This window comes from Pedobacter alluvionis (genome assembly GCF_003664035.1).
GTDB classification, from domain to species: domain Bacteria; phylum Bacteroidota; class Bacteroidia; order Sphingobacteriales; family Sphingobacteriaceae; genus Pedobacter; species Pedobacter alluvionis.
In genome coordinates, this window is sequence record NZ_RCCK01000013.1 from 380,626 (window position 1) to 400,300 (window position 19,675).

General features: G+C 39.5%; 20 protein-coding genes and 1 riboswitch. Of the genes, 3 read left to right on the forward strand and 17 right to left on the reverse strand.

Annotated features, from left to right (window positions below; genetic code table 11):
• Positions 1 to 8 precede the first annotated feature (8 nt).
• From BCL90_RS18415 to BCL90_RS25765, 8 genes are all read right to left on the reverse strand, one after another.
• A complete protein-coding gene (locus BCL90_RS18415) occupies positions 9 to 1,337 on the reverse strand; it encodes a beta-carotene 15,15'-monooxygenase (protein WP_121285631.1) in 1,329 nt (442 codons plus the stop codon).
• Positions 1,338 to 1,369: 32 nt separating this feature from the next.
• Positions 1,370 to 1,753, reverse strand: coding sequence for a DUF6804 family protein (locus BCL90_RS18420; RefSeq protein WP_121285634.1), 384 nt, complete (start codon positions 1,751 to 1,753; stop codon positions 1,370 to 1,372).
• A 43-nt stretch (positions 1,754 to 1,796) separates the two neighbouring features.
• Positions 1,797 to 2,084, reverse strand: coding sequence for a membrane protein insertion efficiency factor YidD (gene yidD / locus BCL90_RS26270; protein ID WP_121285636.1), 288 nt, complete (start codon positions 2,082 to 2,084; stop codon positions 1,797 to 1,799).
• Positions 2,081 to 2,320: a hypothetical protein gene (locus BCL90_RS18430; RefSeq protein ID WP_121285638.1), complete on the reverse strand. Its 240-nt coding sequence runs from the start codon at positions 2,318 to 2,320 to the stop codon at positions 2,081 to 2,083. Before BCL90_RS18430 ends, yidD begins: the two co-directional genes overlap by 4 nt.
• Before the next feature lie 770 nt (positions 2,321 to 3,090).
• Complete coding sequence (locus tag BCL90_RS18440) at positions 3,091 to 4,155, reverse strand: type I restriction endonuclease (protein ID WP_121285640.1); 1,065 nt, start codon at positions 4,153 to 4,155, stop codon at positions 3,091 to 3,093.
• A 63-nt stretch (positions 4,156 to 4,218) separates the two neighbouring features.
• Positions 4,219 to 4,884 carry a response regulator gene (locus BCL90_RS18445; RefSeq protein ID WP_121285642.1) on the reverse strand — a complete coding sequence of 222 codons (666 nt, stop codon included), beginning with the start codon at positions 4,882 to 4,884 and terminating at the stop codon, positions 4,219 to 4,221.
• An 11-nt stretch (positions 4,885 to 4,895) separates the two neighbouring features.
• On the reverse strand, positions 4,896 to 6,629 hold the full coding sequence (locus tag BCL90_RS18450) for a tetratricopeptide repeat-containing sensor histidine kinase (RefSeq protein WP_121285644.1): 1,734 nt from the start codon (positions 6,627 to 6,629) through the stop codon (positions 4,896 to 4,898).
• Positions 6,630 to 6,681: 52 nt separating this feature from the next.
• Positions 6,682 to 6,837, reverse strand: a complete 156-nt coding sequence (locus BCL90_RS25765) for a hypothetical protein (RefSeq protein ID WP_166792084.1) — start codon at positions 6,835 to 6,837, stop codon at positions 6,682 to 6,684.
• Positions 6,838 to 7,216: 379 nt separating this feature from the next.
• Here BCL90_RS25765 and BCL90_RS18455 point away from each other — a divergent pair, with 379 nt between their 5' ends.
• On the forward strand, positions 7,217 to 8,287 hold the full coding sequence (locus BCL90_RS18455) for a hypothetical protein (protein ID WP_121285646.1): 1,071 nt from the start codon (positions 7,217 to 7,219) through the stop codon (positions 8,285 to 8,287).
• A gap of 634 nt (positions 8,288 to 8,921) precedes the next feature.
• Here BCL90_RS18455 and moeB read toward each other — a convergent pair.
• The 7 genes from moeB to thiS all read right to left on the reverse strand — a co-directional run bounded on the left by moeB (position 8,922) and on the right by thiS (position 15,262).
• Complete coding sequence (moeB, locus tag BCL90_RS18460) at positions 8,922 to 9,953, reverse strand: HesA/MoeB/ThiF family protein (RefSeq protein WP_121285648.1); 1,032 nt, start codon at positions 9,951 to 9,953, stop codon at positions 8,922 to 8,924.
• Positions 9,944 to 11,071, reverse strand: a complete 1,128-nt coding sequence (gene thiH / locus BCL90_RS18465) for a 2-iminoacetate synthase ThiH (RefSeq protein ID WP_121285650.1) — start codon at positions 11,069 to 11,071, stop codon at positions 9,944 to 9,946. The genes moeB and thiH overlap by 10 nt, the downstream gene beginning before the upstream one ends.
• Positions 11,058 to 11,828: a thiazole synthase gene (locus BCL90_RS18470; protein ID WP_121285652.1), complete on the reverse strand. Its 771-nt coding sequence runs from the start codon at positions 11,826 to 11,828 to the stop codon at positions 11,058 to 11,060. The genes thiH and BCL90_RS18470 overlap by 14 nt, the downstream gene beginning before the upstream one ends.
• A gap of 11 nt (positions 11,829 to 11,839) precedes the next feature.
• Positions 11,840 to 12,475, reverse strand: a complete 636-nt coding sequence (locus tag BCL90_RS18475; RefSeq protein WP_121285654.1) for a thiamine phosphate synthase — start codon at positions 12,473 to 12,475, stop codon at positions 11,840 to 11,842.
• Positions 12,475 to 13,086 (reverse strand): thiamine phosphate synthase, encoded by a 612-nt coding sequence (locus BCL90_RS18480; protein ID WP_121285655.1) that lies wholly within the window; start codon positions 13,084 to 13,086, stop codon positions 12,475 to 12,477. Before BCL90_RS18480 ends, BCL90_RS18475 begins: the two co-directional genes overlap by 1 nt.
• 3 nt (positions 13,087 to 13,089) lie before the next feature.
• On the reverse strand, positions 13,090 to 14,973 hold the full coding sequence (thiC, locus tag BCL90_RS18485; protein WP_121285657.1) for a phosphomethylpyrimidine synthase ThiC: 1,884 nt from the start codon (positions 14,971 to 14,973) through the stop codon (positions 13,090 to 13,092).
• 85 nt (positions 14,974 to 15,058) lie between these two features.
• Complete coding sequence (gene thiS, locus BCL90_RS18490) at positions 15,059 to 15,262, reverse strand: sulfur carrier protein ThiS (RefSeq protein WP_121285659.1); 204 nt, start codon at positions 15,260 to 15,262, stop codon at positions 15,059 to 15,061.
• Between the two features lie 66 nt (positions 15,263 to 15,328).
• A riboswitch (TPP riboswitch) is annotated at positions 15,329 to 15,417 on the reverse strand.
• A gap of 351 nt (positions 15,418 to 15,768) precedes the next feature.
• Here thiS and BCL90_RS18495 point away from each other — a divergent pair.
• Positions 15,769 to 17,070 carry a leucine-rich repeat-containing protein kinase family protein gene (locus BCL90_RS18495; RefSeq protein WP_121285661.1) on the forward strand — a complete coding sequence of 434 codons (1,302 nt, stop codon included), beginning with the start codon at positions 15,769 to 15,771 and terminating at the stop codon, positions 17,068 to 17,070.
• Positions 17,071 to 17,255: 185 nt separating this feature from the next.
• Here BCL90_RS18495 and BCL90_RS18500 read toward each other — a convergent pair whose 3' ends face one another.
• Positions 17,256 to 17,918, reverse strand: coding sequence for a DUF1349 domain-containing protein (locus tag BCL90_RS18500; protein WP_121286213.1), 663 nt, complete (start codon positions 17,916 to 17,918; stop codon positions 17,256 to 17,258).
• A gap of 159 nt (positions 17,919 to 18,077) precedes the next feature.
• Here BCL90_RS18500 and BCL90_RS18505 point away from each other — a divergent pair, with 159 nt between their 5' ends.
• The gene (locus BCL90_RS18505; RefSeq protein ID WP_121285663.1) at positions 18,078 to 18,644 is read left to right on the forward strand and encodes a Crp/Fnr family transcriptional regulator; all 567 of its coding nucleotides are present in this window, start codon (positions 18,078 to 18,080) and stop codon (positions 18,642 to 18,644) included.
• A 73-nt stretch (positions 18,645 to 18,717) separates the two neighbouring features.
• Here BCL90_RS18505 and BCL90_RS18510 read toward each other — a convergent pair whose 3' ends face one another.
• On the reverse strand, positions 18,718 to 19,584 hold the full coding sequence (locus tag BCL90_RS18510) for an aldose 1-epimerase family protein (protein WP_121285665.1): 867 nt from the start codon (positions 19,582 to 19,584) through the stop codon (positions 18,718 to 18,720).
• Positions 19,585 to 19,675 lie beyond the last annotated feature (91 nt).

Here is a 19,675-nt window from a genome sequence, read left to right on the forward strand (position 1 = left end):
GCCAGGGGTTATAAAGTAGTGACGTAAACAGAATTTTGCGAATCTTCGCTGGCCCCTACACTTTTAAGATTTTCGTTGTAGCAGGCAATACATTCAGTTTGAAGAACAATTTTTTCATGCATTGAAATATGGAGCTTTTCACTCACGAACGTAATCCAGCCTTTCATATACTCGGAAGCATAAAGCACATACTCCTTGGTGGGAATAATTACGGCATCGATTATCCGTTGTAGTGTAATAATACGTCCCTGTGCCTCCAGCGAACTTTTCTTAATGTCGCTAAGTTCTTCTGTCAATTTTGCTTTCTGGATTTCAATGTCGCTTATCCTATCCTGATGGATCTGGATGTCTTTTTTTCTCCGCAGCTGTTCGTGTTTGATTTTGTCTTTCTCCTGATGTTCTTTCATGATAAAATCGAACACTACTCCCCAGATAAGGTACACCACAAAACCGGCAAAAATGATTCCCCAGAACTGGATTTTGCCAAAGGCAATAGGGATATTAAATTCAGGTGTATCAAATGTTTTAGTTAACTCGTAAATCTTTTCCTCTATCTGGTAAGCCAAAATGGCATCGAAAACAAAGGTGGTAAGCAATAACAGACCGATTTTAATATAATTCCAAATGCTTTTAAACTCTCCGAACATGTGGATTAAATAACCCAGTCCTAAAAACACAAAAGGGATAAAGGTGACAAAAGCACCTTCCAGCGATCCATCATGCCAGGCCTTTTCAAAAGCTTTCGAATCAAGCACATTCATAATGATGGTGCTATTGGCATCAAAGGGTTTAAAAAAGGCAGAATAAGAGGTAGAAATGTAAAAGGTAAATAAATACAGGCTTAAAGGCATGAGGATGATTAAACCGATCCAGAACTTACTTGAAGCACCTTTTGAAGCACTAATGTGGTATTTTTCAGGATTCCGGGGCAGGTCGTTGATTTCGAATTTTAGTTCTTCGATATTATCTTTTACCGCCCTGATATCGGTTTCTACCTTGTTAATCTGCTGTTCTTTACCTTCTTTGCTGATGACCAGTGTTTTGATTTCGGTTTCTTTAGTTTTCTGCTCGTTGATATAGGGCTCTTTCGCCAGTTGCTGTTTTTCTACCAGTTCTTTTTCTTCGTTTTGAAACCTGGCGTAAATGGCGTTTAAACAGATCGAAAGTGCCAGTGGGCTACCACTGTTTCGCGATCCGTCTCTGAAACCTGCTTCGTGGTAAGTTCTTTTTCTTACTTCCTCGGTTTCTTCGGTAACAGGCTCCCTGATCTCCACATTTTCATCCTGAGGCGGATCGGCTGTTTTTGGGTTAAAAAATTCTTCTATTTGGGCAATCATAACATTAAGTTTTAGTTTGATTTATGATGTGATTATTGTATTTCTTTTTTTGCCGAAACAATCCGGTCTCTGGAGTATGTTTTTTGAACGGGTAAAATTTCAGTGGCTTTTTCTTCTTGTTTTGCAGGTTCACTTTTCTTATAAAAGGCAATGATTAAAAACAGGAGTCCGGTGATGATATCAAGTGGGATCCAGATGCTTTTCCGATGCAGGTAAATGGGGAATAGAGGATTAAACAGAATCAACACAAGCACGAAAACAATTGCCAAAGCATAGTTTTTTTGTTTGATCCAACTGTAAATGAGTAATCCCGCTCCCAATGAAACAATGGTTCTTAAAAAGGTATAAAATTCAATGGGCAACTTCAATATTGCTACAAAACAGCAGATTGAGCAAACGATCAGGAATGATTTCATTGATGAAAAAGAATAGGAATTCAATTAATTTAGAGACTAAATCTTAGCTGCAGGAGAAAAATCTAACTGCAATCTCATTTTCTTGAAGCAATTGACCATCGGGTAATATCATCATCTTACTCCCATCGATATGATTTTCGAAAATATGATACCCATTTCTACAGTTTTCATATCGATACTTTAATGCATTAAATCCTTTGAGCAGGCCTTCTTCTTTGGTAACCTGATAAACATGCTTAGAGCAACTTAATCTGAAAATGCATTTACGCCTTTTATCTTTAGCGAATACTGCCCAGTAAATTTTTATGATCGAGAGTAAAATTATTTTCATATTACTCCTTTGCTGAAAACAACCATTTGATAAGAAGCTAAATAACCAGGTTTGCTACCTAAGCCAAAACACCCTGGATCAGGCTGCACATAGGTTGAAACACTTTCCAATCTGATATATTCCCAGCCTTGATTAGTAAATTGCTTGATTAGATTTTCTAATTGAATAGCAACCGCAGCTGTAGTCTCATTTTTTTGATTCAATGTTGCGGTGAATGGCACTACTTTATATTCCATGATAAGTTTGTTTTTAAGTTATACTTCAAAAGTATACAAGCATAAGCCCCAAACCTTACGGAAAACCGTAAAAAGACAAAGTATTTAAGAAAATTTACATGCTGATTTTCAGTTGATTATGTGTTTTTACGGGCGATATAAACACTAAAGAAGGATTGCCCCATCTTCTTAAACGAACATGAAACAATCCTTCAGTTTTTAAGCACTTAAAAGCTATATTAGTTTTAAGTTGTGTGGCAGTCTATAGAACATGTTCTGCAACCGTTTGATTTGCTGTAAGTTTTTTTCGCTTCGGTTACCGCGGCTTTACATGAAGAAAATTCGCCCAAATATTTTCTGTTATCACTGGAAGGTAAGTAAGTACAATTTTCATCATGAACTTCATGATCGCCGTTACTTTGGGCATTTTTGTTTACATAATAATTTTCATCTTAAATTATTTTAGACTATAAAACTATCGTAGCAAGAAACCTTTTCCCAAAGGGAAACCGTAAAGCAAAATTTATAAGTTTCTTTTCTATCAGATTTCTCCACTCCGCTCGAAATGACGATGAGCGGTGAGGGTTTCGCAAGCTTAAATGATCTTATATTTCTTATATGGTTGAAAATAAAGAATGTGCTGGATGTTAATCGTTATAAAAGATCCTTCGACTCCCCTCACGATGACAAATAGAGAAGGATTTTATGCGTTTAAATTAGAGATTGCCCTGCCTGCTCCCAACACAAACGATAGAGCAATCCCTGCATTTTTTTGAGTATTGAGCGGGTAATTAATAATTTTCTATGGTTTGATGCAATTGAGCCCTGTAATCGTAAAGTTCATCAAGGTTAAACAACTGTTTTTTCTCTCCGGCATCTTTGCCGTTCTGAAAAGTTTCGAGGTATTTATTCGCGGTATTAAAGTAGAACCTGCAGATGGGTTTCCGGTTATTGTCATCCAGTAATACGCCAAAGTAAGATTGGGTATCGCGGGATGCAATGCGTGTCGAAGGTATCTTCTCGCGCAAAATGGCCTTTACAATCTGGAAAGCTTCCAGTTCCTCTTCGGTTGTTACAATTTTTGATGTACCAGGATCTTCTATAACGGGAATTGCCTTACCGTCTTCCTTTTTCTCAATTTTCTCATTGATATTTAGCGCCGATTTTAAACGGTCGCTGATTGATTCGTTGATGGAAATAGCCAATGCCTTTTTGGTATATTCTTTAAAGGCGATCATCCGGTTTGCCGTTAAGGGTTTATCGAAAAAACGGTTCACCAGTAATTTTACCATTTCATCAGAAGGGGTGTCTATTTCTTTTTCAAATTCCTTTCTGATGGCCTTGATGTATTTTAAACCTTCGGCCGAATCGAGAATGGTTTCTAAATTGTATTCGTTTTTGGTAAAACTTTCCAGGATTTTTAGCGCATTATCTTTCAGGTCTTCAATATCGATGGTTAAGAATGGTTTCTCATCCATAATATTCGGTTTTTCTAAATCGGCGTAAAAATTGTAGACCGTACCGTTGGTTAATACACCAAAACGCGCTTTCGAAACATGGTAATAGCGGTGCAATTGAGAGTTGTGTGCATCGGCACTTTCTTTCCAGTGTTTGCATTCGAAAATGAGGATAGGCTCATTGTTTTTGCGAATCACGTAATCTACCTTTTCGCCTTTTTTAGTGCCGATATCGCAAATGTGTTCGGGGATCACTTCTGTGGGGTTAAAAATATCGTAACCTAGAATTTGAATAAAGGGCATTACAAATGCATTTTTCGTAGCCTCTTCGGTATTGATCTGATCTTTTAATCCGACCACACGCTGATGAAGTTGTTCTAATTTAAGCTTAAGGTCCATTTGATTTGGCTTTTGAGTTATTGATCAAGTATCGGTATAAATAATATAATTCTGTTAAAAAAATTAGATAATGCCGGAATCTTTGCAGTACGCGACCAGTTGCTCATTTTTGGAGAAGCCAAGTACCTCTTTCATGAGATTAAGGCGTTTTTCGATACTGCTCAGGCCTGAGGGTTTGATGTTGTTCTCTTGTAGATAGTAGGGAATGTTTTTTTGTGGTATCCCTTCTACCAGTTGGGAGATGATTGCAATATCAAGGTCGGTAAAATCGTGAGAATTATTTTCTTTTCTGGCCTGTTTTAAATCAGGCGAAAGATATTTTTTATGGTTATGGATAGCAGATATGGCGAGGCGTAAGTACTGCCCATCGTGGCGGGCTTTGCGCACATACCCGTCAATATACATTTCTTTAAATAACATGTCGATAACCGCCGGCCTGTTTTCTCCGGAAAATACCAGGGTTTTTAAATTGGGTTGCACCTCTTTTGCCGCTTTGATGAGTTCGGCACCTCCTTCGATTTTTTGCGGGTTATGATCTTCTTCGAAATAGAGATCGGTGATTAACAGATCATAAGGTCGACCTTCTCTAACGGCATTTTTTATCCACGTAAGTGCATCGTCGCAATAATATACATATTCGGGTTTTTCGACACCCATTTCGGCCAATGTTTTTTGCAGGGAAATATTCTGTGTTTCTTGATCTTCGGCAATAAGTATTCTTTTAAACATATTTAATACAATTAGGAAACCGGAAAAGAGATTTGGATTTTAAGCCCCTTTTCAACTTTGGTATCAAAGGTAATTGTACCACCAATTGCATCAATACGGGTTCCCGTATTTGTTAAGCCATTTTTAGGTTGTGGCTTACCTGCAATGCCAATACCGTTGTCGGTATAATAAATGTTTATTTTTTGCTGTACCTGCTCAAATTTAATCACCACATCGCTTGCCTGACTGTGTTTGCCCATATTTACCATCAGCTCCTGAAGGACGTGTTCTATTTCATCTTTGGCCTGTTCGGAAACTTTTTCCCATAACGGGGCCGAATTCCCGACGAGTATTACCCTCGTATTTTCTGAAGCGAATGATTTTAATGTCTCAGATATTTTTTCGTTAAAAGGCTGATTTTTCAATCTAGGCCTTTCGTAAGAGATATCACGCGATTGCTCGTAAAGTTCCTCTATTTCGTTAACAATAGGATTGTCTTTTAGGGTTTCCTGATTATCAAGTTTGTTCATAATCCTGTACAATCCGTTGGCCACAACATCATGTACTTTTTGGGAGGTTTTAAGCTTATTATCGCGGATGGTGTTCTGAGCTTCGAGTTCTAATCGTTGTTTTCTTTTTTTATACCAAAGGGTACCAACAAGACTTAATAAAACAATACCGAAGATGAGTATGATGATCTGATACCTTTTGCCTTCGTTGTCTTTTTGCAGCACGAGATTATCCGCTTTACTTTTTTCTGTATCGTAACGGATCAGTGCGAATTGGTTTTTGGCAGCACTACGTGCAGTTTGAACACTATCGTTTAGTTTTTCGTAAACATTGAAAAAATGTTTTGTTTCTTTGGGTGGACTTAGTTTTATGAGTTTCTGTAAGGCTTCTATTTGATTGTCGGGGCTTTTTATCTTCTGTGCGATACGATACATCTGGGTAGCATAAAAAAGAGCTGAGTCTGGATTGCTTTTTAGGTAATAATCTGCAAGATGTGAGTAGCTTGAGTTTTGACCCCAGGTATCATTTTCTCTTTTTCTAATCCGTAATGCTTCCAATAGCTCTGGTACAGCATCATATTTTTTATTTTGTTCCCATTTAGCCGATGCCAAATTGGTTAATGTCATAGCATAAATTTCTGGGTTAATGATTTTTTGCTGTAAAACCTGCTGAAAAATTTCAAATGACTTTGCATATTCTTTTTTGTTTTTATACGCATTCGCAATATTGTTCTTAGTTGGTAATGTAGAAGCACTATCCGGAGCATATTTTAAAGACAGACTATAATATTTAATAGCCTGATCGTAATTTTTCAGATAAAAAGATGCTAGTGCAAGTTCATGTAGATTCGACTCTAAATACGCAAATTGCTTTTTCTCTTTTACATTAAAATAATGTAAAGCTTCTAATGAAAATTCCTGACCACCGAAATAATCTCCTCTATCAATAGAAATCATAGTCATATTCACCAGGCATTTTGCAATACCTAAACTATCTTTTTGTTGCGAAAAGAGATCTTTCGCCTTGCTAAAATATCGAAAGGCACTATCAGAAATTTTCTTTTCTCTGAACTCAAATGCACGATCGTAGTAGGAATTAATTTCTTCCTTTTTTTTTGCTTCCTTATTTTGTGAACAGGAAAAGAGCAGTAATAGTGAGAAGAGCGTAAAATGATAGTATTTCAATGTTATTGAGTTTTTATCTAAATTATGAAAATAATCGTAGTTATTCTGGCCTAAAATACCTATTAAAATCATAAAAGCTTAAAAAAGATAAAGGGCGACATTATTGTCGCCCTTTATTACTTATTTAATCTCCAATTTTTGGAGGAGGCAAGTGGCCATTGTCACCGCCGGTATCACCTGCAGTAGTTACTGTTGTACCTCCGTTATGGTTGCAATTGTTATTTGTATTTGCAGGCGTTGCCAATCCCAATAGGATCGCAATAAAAAAATGTAAAAACATCTTGTCAAAAATTAAAGAATTGAAATACTAGGGAGAGTATCCGCGACCGCTCGCGGACCTTTCTCCGGGTTGTAAATCAGAAGGCCTTCTGAAATTTTTGGGAAGTGGTGAGTATCTGTCGCGGGAGCCAATAACTGCTTCCCAAACCGGCTAATAACGACCGCGATTTCTACTCGTTTTTAACATTTAGTTCTTGCTAGGATTGTCGTTTGAATCGTTGCTTGAATTAATTGTTGGGACAAATATCCAAGCTTCAAATCGCTAGTTTTCAGATAATTCCAAAGATTCTGAAGAATTCTTTTTAAATTCCAAAGAATTCCGGAAACCCGTAAGGATTCCAAAAATTCCATTTCTATTTTTACGCTTAATTTTTTGAAAAATGCCTGAAGATTATCAAGACATAGTATTAGCTGCCTATAAAAAGATGAGAGATAATGGGGAGCTACGGACAATTTTAACTGGAGAAACCACCACTAGATTAAAAAAGGCTTGTTTAAAAGTTTATGACAGTAGATATAATCCAAAAGATGCTGATATACTTTCCATGTTCTTTGAAATAGATAGGATAGAATGTGATGATTTTCGGAAAGTGATATATGATTCAGAGCCTGATGATTACAAGGCCCTATGCAATCATATCAAAGAAGAGACAGGGAAGACAAGTGAAGAGAATACTGACCTTCTTGCCTGGTTAATAGGTTTCCCTACACAATATGAATGGATGGAACTTAGTGATGAGGAAAAAGAACTTATTATTGAGAAAATAGCAAATGGAAATAAAACTCCTCCTGTAGTTATAGGCCCAACAAATCCGCCAATACTCCAACCAAAACCACCACGGGAAGAAACCACTTATCGTCCGCGCTTCTCCCAACATCATATCATCATCTCCTGTATTATTTTACTATTTGTTGGCACCACTTTTTTCGCTATTTGGGAACGTGACACTAAAATGATTAGAATGCCTGAATCAGGTGAGAAATTTATGTATTGGGATGGAGATCATTATGAACCCGTGAAAGATGGGGAACAAGAGCCTGGAATTACCATCATTCCATTAAACCTTCAAACGCTAAAACAGCAAAGAAAAATTAATTTACCTGATACGCTTACAAGTTATTCGATTGGTAAAGTATGGTATAAAGGTTTTGTAAAGGATCATGAATTTTTTACCGATAGCGGTGCATATCCTCAAGACATACAAAGAGTATTAAAACCACTTACCAACACGATTTTAACAAAATACACTTCTAATTACAGGTATTTACTTACCCGTTTGGTGTGGTTTATATGCGCTACATTTTTTATAAGCCTCTGTGGTTTTGCTGTGAGTAAGCTGGAGAAAGAAGTAAAAGCAAAAGATGAGTCTCAACAGCAGGATAAGGAAGTAGGATTGAGATTAGAGGAAGAACCCATGGTTGAACAAACCGAAGGCTCCTTAGCCATCTAAACAATTACCAATTGATTTAGGGTATTTTATATTGTACTTACCCGACATTAATTTTAGTGTTTAAATTATGCTACTCAGTTCTGGTAATAGAATTCTTTGGTATTTCCTTGCCAAAGAAATACCACATATCATCCAATTTGTACGCTGTTAAAGGGAAGTGCAGAGGATTTCTTCGATCCATGTTTTTGCTGTCTTAATAGTTGATTGTTAATATATTAACAACCGGAACAACAACCCTGTTTTTACATCCTGATTATTACGCCATCCCGTGAAATACTCTTTATACCAGCATTTAATTGTTAGGTCGGCCGCTTTGCCCATCGGGACTAATTTGCAGCCAGAATCTCTTATGCAAATGTGGAAAGGCCCTTTTATACAGGAGCGCATCTATCTGGCCAGCAAATCACTTTATAACGACCTGGATAAACTATTCAGTAAACCATGTAAGACATAGGAGCTTCATATAAGCTCAATAGCCTTACCTGTTCTTCAATGTCTTAGGTGGTAAGGCTTTTTAGTGTCGCTCTGCGGCCTATGCGACCTTCCATGCCCTTTGTGGTTAAAACATGGAAAATGGATGATGGAATTGGATACGTCTAGCTTACAGTTAACCAAATCAAACAATGACTCTGAACTAAATCCACTTCTTCAAACTATAAACCTCACCTTCATAAACCCCTTCCAATAACTGCACCGCCATTTTACTCCTTTGCCCGGTTTGGCAATAACAGACCACTTTTTTGCCTTGTGGAATACTTTTTAGTGATGATGTTAATTCATATAAGGAAATATTTACGCCACCAATATTATTTTCCTCGTGTTCATAATCTTCCCGTACATCGATCAGGAAAATTTCATCAGGAGATTCAGAAAGCCATTGATCAAGAGTCGTTTTATCGATTTCCCCAATTTCACGAACTGTAGCTTCCGCTTTAACTATTTCGGATTGTTTTTCTTGCGCGATCTTAAATATGAGTGCGGTGTTGTTCAATGCATTGATGGTCATTAATTTACCTGCTAAAGTTTCGCCGATGTCGCAAATTAGTTTAATGGCTTCATTGGCCATATACAAGCCAATTATTCCGGGTAAAATGCCGATTACTCCACCTTCTGCACAATTGATATTTTCGGTTGGTGGTGCAGGGTAAAGATCCCGGTAATTTGGCCCGCCATGGTGGTTAAATACCGCAATCTGACCTTCGAACTGTAAAATGGAACCGAAAATAAGTGTTTTGCCTAAAGCCACACAAGTATCGTTCACCAGATAACGGGTGTTAAAATTATCCGAACAATCAATCACCAGTTCATAATTTCGGCAGATATTTACGGCATTATCGGCCTTAAAACGTTCATGATAAGCAGTGAAATCCACATGCGGATTAAGTAACTTAAGTTTTGTTGCAGCAGTTTTTGCTTTCGAAAGGCCTATATCCGTATGGTTATATAAAATCTGCCGGTGCAAATTGCTCAATTCTACCACATCGTCGTCTATAATGCCGATTGTTCCGACACCTGCTGCGGCCAAATATTGCAATACCGGACAGCCCAATCCACCGGCACCAATAACCAACACTTTAGCGGCTTTTAGCTTTTCTTGTCCTTTTAAGCCTAATTCAGGCAAAATCATCTGCCTGTTGTAGCGGTTCAGTTCTTCTTTTATGAACATGATTTACTGATCAAACTCCTGTCCCAATCTTTCCAAATTGGCTCATAACCCTGTTTCCTGATCATGGCCGCAATCTCCTGTGCAGAACGTTCATCAGATATTTCGAACTGCTCCAAAGATTGAGGTTCTACTTCATAACCGCCTGGATTGGTTTTAGAACCCGCACTAATGGCCGTGATCCCCAATTTAATTACCTGATTTCTGAATGCCTGCGTTTCGCGGGTGGAGATAGACAATTCTACTTCGCTGTTAAATAAGCGGTAAGCACAGATCAGTTGCACCAGTTCTCTGTCGTTCATCACCACTTTTGGCTCCAAACCACCGCTAAAAGGCCGCAGCCTGGGGAAAGAAATGCTGAATTTACTCTGCCAATATTGTTTTTCAAGATAAGATAAATGCAGGGCCGTAAAAAATGAATCGGTACGCCAGTCTTCCAGGCCGATTAATACGCCTAATCCCATTTTATGGATGCCTGCCTGTCCCAAACGATCAGGGGTTTCTAAACGATATAGAAAATTAGATTTTTTACCTTTTGGATGGTGTTTCCGGTAATCGTCCTGGTGATAGGTTTCCTGATAAACGAGTACCGTATTTAGCCCGTGCGGGATAAGCGTTTCATAATCGGCCACATCTAAGGGCTGTACTTCCATCGAAATGTGCGAGAAATGCAGACTGATCAGATCCAGTACCTTTTTAAAATAATCGGTGTGTACACTCTGGTTGGCTTCACCTGTTACCAGCAGTACATGGTCGTAGCCCATACCCTTAATCACGGCCACTTCCTGCATAATTTCCATTGGGTTCAGCGTTCTCCGTCTTACCTTATTATCATAACTGAAACCGCAATAGGTACAGATATTATTACATTCGTTGGAGAGGTAAAGCGGGATATACATTTGGACGACCCGGCCAAAGCGGTCTAAAGTTAAACGCTGACTGATTTGTGCCATATCTTCAAGATAAGGCAATGCTGCAGGAGAAATCAGCGCTTTAAAATCCTCCAGATTCCGCTGTGTATTGTTCAAAGCCCGCTCTACATCAGCAGCCGTTTTATCATAAATACTCGTTTTGGTATCATCCCAATTATAGGATTCGAATACCTCGTTAAAACTCTTCATCTAAAAATGAGGTTAGTGGACTGCTTGCCGCAGCATAATGTGTTTGCGCGCCTAATTTAGATTCGAATGCCATTCTGCCGGCTTCTACCGCCATTTTAAAGGCAAGAGCCATATTGGTTGGGTTTTTAGCTATGGCAATGGCGGTGTTCACCAAAACAGCATCTGCCCCTATTTCCATGGCTTTAGCCGCATCAGATGGCGCACCAATACCTGCATCAATAATGACCGGAACCCTGCTCTGGCTAATGATAATCTCTAAAAAATCGATCGTTCTTAATCCCTTGTTGCTGCCAATTGGTGAGCCCAGAGGCATTACCGCCGCCGTGCCCACATCTTCCAAACGTTTGCATAAAACGGGGTCAGCATGGATATAAGGCAATACCACAAAACCAAGTTTAACCAGTTCTTCTGTGGCTTTTAAGGTCTCAATGGGGTCGGGCATGAGGTATTTTGGATCAGGGTGGATTTCCAGCTTGATCCAGTTGGTTTCTAAGGCTTCGCGTGCGAGTTGAGCGGCAAAAACGGCTTCTTTTGCGTTACGCACACCAGAAGTATTGGGTAATAAATTAATGTGGGGATATTTAAGGTGATGAAGGATATCGTCGTCCTTACCTTTTAAATCTACACGCTTAAGGGCTACTGTAACGAGTTCGGAAGCCGAAGCAATTAAGGCGCTTTCCATCTCTTTTGCCGAACTGAATTTTCCGGTTCCGGTAAAAAGGCGGGAGCTAAAGGTTTGATTTGCTATGGTTAACATATCTGTAATTTTTAAATCGAATGAATACTGAATTTGCCGCTGATTTCTTCAAGAACCGCAGCCGTTTGTATTTGGTTGGTGAGCGCTGCCGAGATGGCAATTCCGTAAATTCCGGTTTCGAGTATAGCCGGAATATCTGCTGCTTCGATACCGCCAATGGCTATAATCGGGGTGGTAATTCCAGCTTTTTTTACCCGCTCCATCAATTGTTGGTAACCTTCCAAACCTACAATCGGGCTCAGATTTTCTTTTGTATGCGTGAACCTGAATGGTCCCAAACCGATATAATCGGCTCCTTCGGCTACTCTTTGCCGGATATGTTCGAAAGTATTCGCGGTACCTCCGATGATCTGATGTTTGCCGATAATTTTTCTGGCTTCCAGAACAGGCATATCCTGCAGACCCAAATGCACGCCATAACTATTTACGGCTTTTGCCAGGTGCGGATAATCGTTTACAATCAGTTTGGCACCATAACTTTCGCACAGGGCTTGAGCAGCTTTTGCAAAAGGCAGGATTTCTGCTTCAGCCTGGTTTTTAATTCTAAGCTGGACCCATTTTCCACCAGCCTGGAGCACCTGTTTAATGGCATCAATGTGGGTGCCTGTTTTAGGGGCTTGCGAGATATATTGTAAGGGCTGAATCATTATTGTATTGTTAAATTTTGAGCATAAGCAAGGCATTTAGCCCGGGCTTTTTTAAAATTAGTTAAGGCTAGGGAAGGATCATTCCAGATGCTGCCCAATAGCGCTACACCATCGAAATTCATTGTTTTTAGCTGATCGATTTCTGCTAAACCGATGCCGCCAAGTGCAATGATTTTCGGGATGGCTTGTTGTTTTTCCAAACGGAAATCTGATGGAATTACGCCCCGATAACCAGGTTTGGAAAGGCTATTGAATACAGGGCCAAAGAAACTGTATTGATATTGCTGTATCTGTTCGATATCGGCCAGGTGATGGATAGAAGTGCTGAAGATCTTGTTTCTTAGCAATTCCCCATTATCCCTTTCCTTCCTGAAACTTTCAGTGTGGTGGATTCGCTGGATATTGTAATCGTCAGTAAGCGAATGGAAATGATGCAAAGCAATCCGTGGATGGTATTCTGGTGAAATTCCTTCAATAATCTTACGGTATGCGGCTTCATCAACGTTTTCTTTGCGTAGGTGAAAGATCTGTAAACCAGCTTCGAAAAGCTGGTTAATCAGGTTACATTCTTCTTTAAGAATTGTCGGTTTGGCGATCACAATCAGTTCCATAGGTTAAGAATAAATTTCGCTTCCTTTTTCAGTAAACTCTTTCGATTTTTCCTGCATGCCTTTAGTCAAAGCCTCGTCTGCGGCTACTCCTTGTTTTGCAGCATATTCGCGCACGTCTTGCGTAATTTTCATCGAACAGAAATTTGGTCCGCACATTGAACAGAAATGTGCAATCTTGGCACCTTCTGCCGGCAAGGTTTCATCATGGAATTCTTTTGCGGTATCCGGATCGAGCGATAAATTAAACTGGTCTTCCCATCTGAATTCAAACCTTGCCTTACTTAAAGCATTATCGCGGTATTGCGCGCCTGGGTGACCTTTAGCCAGATCGGCGGCATGCGCGGCAATTTTATAGGTAATTACACCATCTTTTACATCTTTTTTATTTGGTAAACCTAAATGTTCTTTTGGGGTGACATAACACAACATCGCTGTTCCAAACCAACCGATCATAGCTGCACCAATGGCCGAGGTAATGTGATCATAGCCTGGCGCAATATCAATAGTTAGAGGGCCTAAGGTGTAAAAAGGCGCTTCACCACAATGGTCAAGCTGCTTTTCCATATTGGCTTTAATCAGGTGCATGGGTACATGACCAGGCCCTTCGATAATGGTTTGTACATCGTGTTTCCAGGCTATTTTAGTGAGTTCGCCAAGGGTCTCCAGTTCCGAAAATTGTGCAGCATCGTTCGCATCGGCAATACATCCTGGCCTTAAGCCATCACCTAAAGAAAATGCTACATCATAAGCTTTCATGATCTCGCAAATCTCTTCGAAATGTGTGTAAAGGAAGTTTTCTTTATGATGCGCCAAACACCATTTCGCCATGATCGATCCGCCACGCGAAACAATTCCGGTAATTCTTTTAGCGGTTAACGGCACATAACGAAGCAGTACACCGGCATGGATGGTAAAATAATCGACGCCCTGTTCGGCCTGCTCAATCAACGTATCGCGGAAGATTTCCCAGGTAAGGTCTTCCGCTTTGCCGTTTACCTTTTCCAGTGCCTGGTAAATCGGAACAGTACCGATGGGTACTGGCGAATTGCGGATAATCCATTCGCGGGTTTCGTGGATATTTTTCCCTGTTGAAAGGTCCATAATGGTGTCCGCTCCCCAGCGGCAGGCCCAAACCGCTTTTTCTACTTCTTCTTCGATGGTAGAAGTAACCGCGGAATTGCCAATATTGGCATTGATTTTCACCAGGAAATTACGGCCAATAATCATGGGCTCAAGTTCAGGGTGGTTGATATTGCAGGGGATTACTGCCCTGCCCTCGGCTACCTCTGCCCTTACAAATTCGGGTGTGATGTAGCCTTTTGGTGTATTGGCACCAAAGCTATTGCCCTGGTGCTGGTGGTTCATTACCTCGTGCTGATCGCCCAATTGTGCATTCACCAGTTCAATCTGCTGGTTTTCCCTAATGGCAATATATTCCATTTCTGCTGTAATGATGCCTTTTTTTGCATAATGCATCTGCGACACATTGGCGCCAGCTTTCGCTCTATAAGGTTTTTTGATAAAATTAAAGCGTAAGGCATCAAGCTTTTCATCAGCAAGGCGTTGTTGCCCATAAGCAGAAGATAATTGGGGGAGCTCTTCTACATCAAGCCTGTCTTTAATCCATTGTTCCCTTAGTCGTGGCAACCCTTTTTTTACATCGATAACAGCATTGGGATCGGTGTATGGTCCGCTGGTATCGTAAACAGTTACAGGCGGATTAGGTTCAGTTAAGCCAAAGCCATTGTGGATTTTGGTTTCCGTTAAACTGATTTCGCGCATGGCCACCTGGATATTATGAATTTTGCCGGGTACAAATATTTTGCGCGACGCCGGAAATGGACTGCGGCTGATGACTTCCTGGTTTGGTGTTTTTTCTTGTTTCATATTAAGGTAGGTTCGATTGTTAATAATGAGGAAATGATTGATTGAATGAGGCAATTGCCTGCACATTTTATCATTCAGGATGCTTTCATCCGCCCTGTGTAGCTTTGATGATGATGATTTGATCGCCGGGATTTAGCACATGCCTGTCCCAGTCAGATTTGGAAATGATAGTTTGGTTAACGGCTATGGCAAGGCCATTCGTTTCGGTTGAAATGACAGTAGCAAGCATCTGTTCGATGGAACAGGCCTCGTTAAGCTGATAGTTTTGATTGTTTATAGTTACTTCCATATTTTAAAAAAATTGGAAAAACTAAAGAGATTGCCCCAAAATGGAGGTCGAAAAGAAAGCAATATTAAGATTGCTTTCACTTTTCCCTTCGGCAGTACTAACTGCATCAGGTTCAAAGGGTATTTCTCAGCACGTAGGCACCCCTAAAGTTTTTTGTAAATATATGCGATTAAATTTCTAATGCAAATAAAAATTGATATAGATAAAATCTATAGTTTATATCAAAAGGAATAAACATAAATTAATCGATTCGTCATTTCGACTGAAGCGTAGCGAAATGGAGAAATCTATCCAGGCAGATTTCTCGACTGCGCCGCTCTCCGCTCGAAATGACGACAATTTCTGCCAAACTTTAGACTAAAAACATGAACCAGACATCCCCAAAAAAAGCTGGTTATATCACACGATGAATATTTTTTTGATCAGGTACAGGTAGAGCATACCATTTATCTTTAAAATAAATATATAGCCTTATCTTCGACTCAAATTATTAATCCAGGACACCTATGCAAAACCTGTTAGCACTTCAAAGTGGCGAAATAAAGGGCGCAGTATCGTTAAAACTTTCTGAAAACTTGACCGAGTTTCCAAAGGAAATATTCGAGCTGGCCGATACTTTGGAAGTGCTGGATCTTTCTTTTAATAAGCTAAGTGCCTTGCCTGCTGATTTTGGTCGGTTAAAGAAGCTGAAGATTTTCTTCTGTTCCGAAAACCTTTTCACGATTTTACCAGAAGTACTAGGCGATTGCCCTTCGCTGGATATTGTTGGTTTTAAATCCAACCGGATTGAAATGGTACCTCCGAAATCGATCAACCCAAATTTACGCTGGTTAATTTTAACCAATAACAATATTGCTGAATTGCCTAAGGAAATTGGCCTTTGCAAAAGGATGCAAAAACTGATGCTTTCGGGCAACCGTTTGGCGCAACTGCCCGATGAATTAAGCAATTGCCAAAATTTATCTTTGCTGCGCATTGCAGCCAATAAACTGCATGCGCTGCCACAATGGATTACTGTGATGCCTAAACTTTCGTGGATTGCATTTTCTGGCAATAACTTTGGTAAAACGCCGGCTGTAGAAACACTTTCATTGATCCATTGGCATGATTTAGAAATCAGCCATTTGTTAGGTGAGGGTGCATCGGGTGTCATTTCTAGGGCCAACAGAACAATTGGAGAAGAAATTACTGAAGTCGCTGTTAAAATATTTAAGGGAAATGTTACAAGCGATGGTCTGCCCGAAGATGAAATGACGGCCTACATTGCTGCAGGCTACCATCCGGGTTTGGTTAACCTGATTGGACAGATTACTCACCATCCGGACGATAAAAAAGGACTGGTAATGGATCTGATTCCGAATCATTTTTACAATCTTGGCAATCCGCCAAGTTTAGAAAGCTGTACCAGGGATGTTTTTCCTGCTGATCGAAAACTTTCTGAAAAACAGATCATCGGCATCGCTAAAACCATTGCTTCCTTAGCGGCTCAACTACATAATGCAGGTATTATGCATGGCGATTTATACGCGCACAATACTTTAATTGATGATGAAGGCAGTACTTTATTCGGTGATTTTGGTGCAGCCAGTTTTTATGATAAAACTTTTACTGAAACGGCTAAGGCACTGGAACGAATAGAAGTAAGTGCTTATGGCTATCTGCTTGATGATTTACTTTCCTTAAAAAACGAAGAAGTAAGTGAGGAAGTTTATAAAATGATCAGCGGACTTAGAGATGCCTGTTTGGCTACAATGCCTTTAGAGCGACCAGGTTTTCAGGATTTAGTTGATCAGTTGGCTCAGATTTAATCACAATTGCTAGAAAGGTCGTCATTCTCGCGCAGGCGGGAATCTTCGCGTCATCTCGACTGGAGCGCAGCGAAACGGAGAGATCTAAGTCAAAAAAATACGCTATAGATAGATTTAGCTTCGCTGAGCCTTCGGGTTCTCGGCTGCGTTGCAATCGCTCAAAATGAAGGTACGGGTGAGTCTTATTAATTCTGTTGTTTTTTTGCCCAATCCAACCTGCGCTGATCTGGCGTAGGCGTAACTTTAAAATTTTCGAATGTGGCATTAAAACCTTTTCCATCAGGGCATGCAGCCACAAGGCCAACCATTACGGGGGCATTATCTTTAAAATAACAGGTACGCAACATGGTATATTTTTTATCATCAAATGAATAGAAAATTTCTACTGCATCCAGTTTTCTAATCGCTTTCATCCAGATTGATGCAGGTGCTTTTTCCAGTTCTACCACACTCCAGTCGCTCGTTTTATGGGTTACAACGGCACTTACATTTTGTTTTCCGTTAACAAATTCTACTCCTGCTTTAATCCATTCTTCTTCATTAATGCGGAGCATCAGTCCCATTTGATCGAAAGTGGTTACATAATTTCCGGTAATTTTCACTTTCACCTCAAATTCGCCACCATAAGTAGCATAATAAAAAGGGGCATCATCAACTGTAAAACCATAATGCGAAATGCGCCAGTAGTCGGTTTTGGCAGGAACAAACATGCTAAAGGTGTTTTTATCCTTGATTTCCCATTTTTCGGGTTCGTTAAACCAGTTCATTTTTGCTAAACTCTGGGCGTGTACCTTTAGGCAAATTAAAGATGATGATACGGCAATTAAGGCTAGTAATTTAAGTTTCATTTGTGTGTTGTTTGCTGCAAACATAATGCAAGCACAAATTTTTGTAAAGGACATATATCACTATTTTAATGTGATGATTATCACGCCAATATTTGGTCAAAACAAATGGATTGGGTTTGAAAATCTGGAATAAAGAGTACATTTGTTTGCATCATAAACATGGAATTAGATTTTTTAAGAGCACACATCCACCAGATTATTTGTTTAACAGATGAAGAATTTGAGCATGCTGCATCTTTTTTCACCAAACGGAAGTACAAAAAACATCAGTATATTATTCAGGCAGGAGATGTTGCCAGTCAGGAACATTTTGTAGTGAAAGGCATTGTAAAATCTTCATATACCGATAATGAAGGAAAAGAATATATTTTACAGTTAGCCATGGAAGAATGGTGGTTTTCAGACCCAAATGCTTTTAATACCGGCATGCCCGCGACTTTAAATGTAGACTGCATAGAAGATACCGAAACACTTTCCATCTCTTTTGAAAACAAGGAAAAGCTTTGCGACTCTTCACGCAAAATGGAATATTTTTTCAGGAAAAAGTATACAACAGGCAATATGGCTTTACAAAAGCGGGTATTGGCTTTATTGAGTAACAATGCCGGCGAGCGTTACAAACAATGGTGCAACCAATATCCATCTTTACAGCAAAGGATTCCGAAAACCCTTATTGCCTCTTATCTTGGGGTAACCAGAGAAACATTAAGCAGGTTATCGCTTTAGCCGGAAAAAAATCTTAACCAGATAAAGAACTGCGTGTTGCTCTGCGAAATAAACCAATCAATAAAAAGCCAGTTTAAAAACACTCTACTTCCCAAAAGCGCGACCAATTTTTGCCTGTATCAAGCTTTATTATACCCTCTTTGTGTGTTAATTCCTGATTGTGGTTAACGCCATCAGCAACCCCGCACCAAGGCTCTAAACATACAAATGGTGCATCGGTTGCGGCCCATATTCCAAAAAATGGAAAATCTTCGAAATGGAAATGCAGTCCATAATCATTTTTAGTGTTTAGCAAACTAATGCAGTTGCTTTGCAGGCTTTTGAAAACCAGGGCATCGTTATAAAACAGATCATGTTTAAGCTTTAGCTGATGTGCATTAAGCTCAATGTTTTTGGTTTCGTCGGCCACCAGTCCATCTTCAAGTTTCCAATAGCTTAATTTCTCATCAGCATTAAAAGCCAGATAGTAATCGTCGTAAACAGTATTTGGGGTATTAGGCACTGCAAATGCAGGGTGTGCACCAATTGAAAATAAAAGTTCGGCAGTACCTGTGTTTATTACCTCATAAGTTAAATTCAGTTTCCTGTCGATTAGCCGGTACCTCAGTTTCAGCTCGAAATAAAAAGGGTATACTTTTAAGGTATCTTCATTTTGGGTTAACGTAAAAACAGCTTCGCTTTCACTTATTTTTTCGAAATTGAATATATGGTCGCGGGCAAACCCATGCCTGGGTAACTCATAATTTTTACCTTCATAGTTAAAACTGTTATTTTTTAATGAGCCAACTATGGGGAATAAAACCGGGCTATGTTTTGCCCAATACTTTGGGTTGGCATTCCATAAATACTCCAGCTTGGTTTCTTTGCTAAATAAACCTTGAAGTTCTGCGCCTTTAGCCGCCAGGCTAACTTTTATATAGTCGTTTTCTAGAGTTATCATGACAAGCTAAATTAGCAAAAAGATGGGCTTTAAAAATATCTTTTTTATTAATTTTGATCACTGCTTAAAGCTTAAGCTGAATACCCGTTTG

What these genes read in the sequence shown, in the direction of transcription:
- BCL90_RS18415 (WP_121285631.1), bottom strand. Translation starts at nt 1,337, where the DNA reads ATGATTGCCCAAATAGAAGAATTTTTTAACCCAAAAACAGCCGATCCG.
- BCL90_RS18420 (WP_121285634.1), bottom strand. Translation starts at nt 1,753, where the DNA reads ATGAAATCATTCCTGATCGTTTGCTCAATCTGCTGTTTTGTAGCAATA.
- yidD (WP_121285636.1), bottom strand. Translation starts at nt 2,084, where the DNA reads ATGAAAATAATTTTACTCTCGATCATAAAAATTTACTGGGCAGTATTC.
- BCL90_RS18430 (WP_121285638.1), bottom strand. Translation starts at nt 2,320, where the DNA reads ATGGAATATAAAGTAGTGCCATTCACCGCAACATTGAATCAAAAAAAT.
- BCL90_RS18440 (WP_121285640.1), bottom strand. Translation starts at nt 4,155, where the DNA reads ATGGACCTTAAGCTTAAATTAGAACAACTTCATCAGCGTGTGGTCGGA.
- BCL90_RS18445 (WP_121285642.1), bottom strand. Translation starts at nt 4,884, where the DNA reads ATGTTTAAAAGAATACTTATTGCCGAAGATCAAGAAACACAGAATATT.
- BCL90_RS18450 (WP_121285644.1), bottom strand. Translation starts at nt 6,629, where the DNA reads ATGATTTTAATAGGTATTTTAGGCCAGAATAACTACGATTATTTTCAT.
- BCL90_RS25765 (WP_166792084.1), bottom strand. Translation starts at nt 6,837, where the DNA reads ATGTTTTTACATTTTTTTATTGCGATCCTATTGGGATTGGCAACGCCT.
- BCL90_RS18455 (WP_121285646.1), top strand. Translation starts at nt 7,217, where the DNA reads ATGCCTGAAGATTATCAAGACATAGTATTAGCTGCCTATAAAAAGATG.
- moeB (WP_121285648.1), bottom strand. Translation starts at nt 9,953, where the DNA reads ATGTTCATAAAAGAAGAACTGAACCGCTACAACAGGCAGATGATTTTG.
- thiH (WP_121285650.1), bottom strand. Translation starts at nt 11,071, where the DNA reads ATGAAGAGTTTTAACGAGGTATTCGAATCCTATAATTGGGATGATACC.
- BCL90_RS18470 (WP_121285652.1), bottom strand. Translation starts at nt 11,828, where the DNA reads ATGTTAACCATAGCAAATCAAACCTTTAGCTCCCGCCTTTTTACCGGA.
- BCL90_RS18475 (WP_121285654.1), bottom strand. Translation starts at nt 12,475, where the DNA reads ATGATTCAGCCCTTACAATATATCTCGCAAGCCCCTAAAACAGGCACC.
- BCL90_RS18480 (WP_121285655.1), bottom strand. Translation starts at nt 13,086, where the DNA reads ATGGAACTGATTGTGATCGCCAAACCGACAATTCTTAAAGAAGAATGT.
- thiC (WP_121285657.1), bottom strand. Translation starts at nt 14,973, where the DNA reads ATGAAACAAGAAAAAACACCAAACCAGGAAGTCATCAGCCGCAGTCCA.
- thiS (WP_121285659.1), bottom strand. Translation starts at nt 15,262, where the DNA reads ATGGAAGTAACTATAAACAATCAAAACTATCAGCTTAACGAGGCCTGT.
- BCL90_RS18495 (WP_121285661.1), top strand. Translation starts at nt 15,769, where the DNA reads ATGCAAAACCTGTTAGCACTTCAAAGTGGCGAAATAAAGGGCGCAGTA.
- BCL90_RS18500 (WP_121286213.1), bottom strand. Translation starts at nt 17,918, where the DNA reads ATGAAACTTAAATTACTAGCCTTAATTGCCGTATCATCATCTTTAATT.
- BCL90_RS18505 (WP_121285663.1), top strand. Translation starts at nt 18,078, where the DNA reads ATGGAATTAGATTTTTTAAGAGCACACATCCACCAGATTATTTGTTTA.
- BCL90_RS18510 (WP_121285665.1), bottom strand. Translation starts at nt 19,584, where the DNA reads ATGATAACTCTAGAAAACGACTATATAAAAGTTAGCCTGGCGGCTAAA.